This is a genomic window from Synechococcus sp. R6-10 (assembly GCF_047461815.1).
Lineage (GTDB): Bacteria > Cyanobacteriota > Cyanobacteriia > Thermostichales > Thermostichaceae > Thermostichus.
Map to the genome: position 1 here is coordinate 1 of NZ_JANSHW010000631.1, position 3,922 is coordinate 3,922.

3 protein-coding genes are annotated in these 3,922 nt (G+C 53.5%); 2 read left to right on the forward strand and 1 reads right to left on the reverse strand.

Going from position 1 to position 3,922, the window contains the following annotated elements; all coding sequences use genetic code 11:
* On the reverse strand, positions 1-2,071 hold a 2,071-nt coding region (gene treY, locus NW837_RS14710; RefSeq protein WP_414332313.1), incomplete at its 3' end, for a malto-oligosyltrehalose synthase.
* A gap of 175 nt (positions 2,072-2,246) precedes the next feature.
* Between treY and NW837_RS14715 the strand changes: the two genes are divergently transcribed.
* Together NW837_RS14715 and NW837_RS14720 are read left to right on the forward strand one after the other, a co-directional pair.
* Positions 2,247-2,915, forward strand: coding sequence for a hypothetical protein (locus NW837_RS14715; RefSeq protein ID WP_414332314.1), 669 nt, complete (start codon positions 2,247-2,249; stop codon positions 2,913-2,915).
* Positions 2,916-2,949: 34 nt separating this feature from the next.
* Positions 2,950-3,819, forward strand: a complete 870-nt coding sequence (locus NW837_RS14720; RefSeq protein WP_011433741.1) for a M48 family metallopeptidase — start codon at positions 2,950-2,952, stop codon at positions 3,817-3,819.
* Positions 3,820-3,922: the final 103 nt, after the last annotated feature.

Below are 3,922 nucleotides of genomic sequence, written 5' to 3' on the forward strand. Positions count from 1 at the left end.
CCTTAGCTTCCCGCACTGCTTTGATGGCATAGTCTTTGACCCGCTGTACGAACTGGGGCACCTCTTCCGGTTGGAAGGGATAGGAGCCGAGCAAAGTTTGGTAGAGCAAATACTCGTCATTGCGATCCGGCAGTTCTGAGCGCTTGGCTTGTTTGCTGCGGACTTTGTAGCCGAGGTTCAGTTCATGCCAAAGGTTGATGTGCTTTTCCCACTCGGCGGGGATTTCAGAAAGCACATTCAGCCGGGCCCGCACATCTTCGCCACGCTTGGTGTCGTGGGTGGCAGAAGCATTCATGGACAGAGGCCACCGAGCTGCCCGCTCTTGATTAAAGCGGTGAAACTCTTGCACCGAAAGGCCAAAGCGACAGGGATCCCCGCCGACTTCATTGAGAGATAAAAGGCGGTTGTACACATAAAAAGCAGTATCTTCTACCCCTTTGGCCATGAGAGGGCCAGCCAACTGCTGCAAGCGCATGGCAAAATGGATCTGCTCATTTTTCTCCTGGTCTGATAAATTTTCCAGAGACTCCAGGCAGAGAAAGCGCTGAATAAAATTCAGCTCATTCACCAAAACGGGCAGGTTCTCCTTGGCCTTCTCCACAGCTTGACGAACCACCTGTTGACCTTCTGGACTGAGGATCCCTTCGTGGATATAGACGCGGTAGACCGGAAAGCACACCAAAACTTCTACCAAAGCTCGACGTAAACTGTAGAGGGTAAAGTCATTGGCATAGCGATGGTGGCTGGTGATCTGTTTGAGCAAAAAAGCAAGGTTATCCATATCTCCTGACAGGTTGCGCTCGATGATCAGGCGTTTTTTATCTTCGATAACCTGCTCTGGGGAATGCCGTAGATTTGTGAAATTTTGATAGAGAGAGTCAAAAGCCTCTGCATTTTCTTCTTGACAAAAGATGCCGTTGAGCTTAGCTAAAAAATCATAGCCCGTTGTGCCCTGAACCGGCCAGCTTTGGGGCAGACTTTCATTAGCCTCTAGTATTTTTTCTACTACGATGTAGAGATTTGGGCAGCGTTCCCGCAGGCGATGGAGATACTCTTCGGGATTGAACAACCCATCGATATGATCGATGCGCAAACCACTAAAACGCCCCTGTTCTGCAAGCTTAAAGATAAGCTGATGGGTTTTGCGAAACACCTCGCGATCTTCCACCCGCAGTGAGATCAGCTCGTTAATGGTAAAGAAACGACGATAATTGATCTCCTCAGCACCCACCTTCCAGAAGGAAAGGCGAAAATTTTGCCGCGCCAGAAGACTATCCAGCAGGTCAAAGCTTGACGGATCCCCTGGCTTGCCGTTAAAGATGGCAATGTTCTCGTCAAAAAAGCTCTGGATAGGTTGGCTAGACGTGTAGAGTTCCCACAACGAATGCTTGGCAAAGCTAATTTGATCGGTGCGCTCTAGGAGATCTTCCTTGCTGGGAATGAATTTCAGGCTGAAGAGGATCCCGAGCAACTTGACGTAGTCGGGGTGGCTGCGTCCCAATTTTCGCCGCAGCTTGCTCAGGTTGTAGGTAAAAACATCCGCATAGGTGTCAATATTGAGGGGGAACCTCAAGTTGTAGTAGTTAATACTTAGGCCATCGGCATCATAACGAAGCTGGATTTGTCCCGACTCCAAACATCTGTCATAGAAATCTCCCAAGAAGGGAGCTAAGATTCTGCCCTTGATCCCCAGGTAAGAGTGATTCCAATTCACATCAAAGTAGTCAACAAAATCTGAGTTGGGGCCACTCTCCAGAACGTCCATAAGCATCTGGTTTTGGCCATCGTAGGCCATGTGATTGGGCACAATGTCCTGGATCCAGCCTATTCCCTGCTGATTGAGGGCTTCCCACAAGAGCTCAAACTTTTCGTTTCCCCCCAGTTCCTGGTTAATCTGCCTGGGATCCACCACGTCGTAGCCGTGGGTGCTGCCTTTGCGGGCTTGGAAGATGGGAGAGGCATACAAGTCACTGATGCCCAGCAACTTCAGGTAGGGAACAATCTGTCGTGCTGCGTCGAAGTCAAACCCAGCATGAAACTGAATGCGATAGGTGGAAGTCGGGATCCGCATGATGACCTTAGAACAATGACAAAGAAGCCGAGCTTGCCAACGGCATAGGGTCAAGAGAACAGATGTATCTAGGGTAGCGGCTAAGATCAAGGAGTCCTGCAGGGGAGAGGCGAGGTTAGTGAACTTGTCAAGGCCACAGAGGAGCGCTTCACCCCCGGTAAGGGGGCCGGCAAGGATGGCGAGGTGGGCAGGGATCCTGCTCGTGGGTGGGCTGATGGGGAGTTGGCGGAGTGAGGCAACCTGGGCAGAAAGCGAGTTTCGGGTGGGGAGTGAGCTGGTTTTGACCCTGCGCACCCCCGATGCCCCCGCTCGCCTCCGTCTGCTGAAGCAACGGTTGGAAGAGATTTTGCTACAGGCCAGCAGCCCTCAGGTGCAGGTCAGTCTGGATATCCCCAGTCCCAATCCCTCGACGACCGGCAGCGGGGATCCCCCAGCTCAAGCCGCTCGGATTCTTTTGAACCAGCAACTGCTGTTGGAGGTAACTCCAGCCGATGCAGAGGCTCATGCTGCTCCCCAACCGGCAGATCTGGCAAGGATCTGGGCGGATCGCCTGCAAACGGTGTTCAACCAGGAATCCAGTCGGCAGCAACTGTTTTTGGGATTGGGGCTGCCCCCGCACTTGACCTGGCAAGGGCGACTCTATCGCCGCGCTGAGCGTGCTGCCGCCGATACTGGGCGCTTTGTTACCGATGGCACTCGCATTCAAGATCATGTGGTCTATTGGGAGATCCCCTCTGGAGAAAACCCGTTTGATTTTACTGACAAGCCGACCCTGCCGGATCCGCCGCCGGAGCGGCTATTTTTGTTGAATCGCCACCGCCAGTTTGTGCCCTACGAGTTGTAACCGAAGTCCTTTCTCCGTCTGTTGTCTATTGTCTATGTCGTCCATTCAACGAGAACCTCGCATTCTGTTGGGCCTGCGGGCCGACCAATTTCGTCATCCCGTGGATCTGCAAGCCACCCGCTCTCTGCAGCAAGTGCCGGGGCTGGGCCTGCTGATTCAAAATTGGCTTGGCTCAACGGCAGGACAGATATTTTATCTGGACAACATTGCTTCTAGTATCCAAATTAACGAGCATCAGTTGCCGGAAATTCATCAGCTTTTGGTGCAGGCCTGTCGCATCTTGGATCTGGAGGTGCCCCAGCTCTACGTGCGGCAGAACCCCACGCCCAATGCTTACACCTTTGCCATGCAGGGAAAAAAGCCCTTCATTGTCTTGCACAGCTCTCTGCTGGATCTGTTGGAGCCGCCGGAAATTCAGGCCGTGATCGCTCATGAGTTGGGCCACTTGAAGTGCAATCACGGGGTCTACTTGACGATGGCCAACATTCTCATGCTCTCCACCAGCTTGCTCCCCTTCGGGGGGTTGTTTTATCAGGCGTTGCAGGATCAACTGATGCACTGGCTGCGGTGTGCCGAGTTTACCTGTGACCGGGCGGCGCTGTTGGTAGCCCAAGATGCCAAGACGGTGATCTCGGTGTTGATGAAATTGTGTGGGGGATCCCCGCAATTGGCCTCCAAGCTGAACGTGGACGCCTTTTTGGAGCAGGCCCGTACTTACGACGAGCTGGACGGGGATCTGTGGCAGATGGAGCTGAAGCAGATGCAAACGGTGGGGCGCACCCATCCGCTGCCGGTGCTGCGGGCCAGAGAAATCGAGCGTTGGTTCCGCAGCAACACCTATCAGCAGATCCTGGAGCTCCAGGGATTGGGCTCCGCACCGCGGACGTCAACGGCTGCTTCGTAAACTACCCGACTCCGACCGCTAAAGCAGTACAGAGCGGGCTTTTAGTAGCCCTGCAGTTGGCAAGCCAACCACGAGCCTCTGGGGTGGTTTACAGCACCCCCAA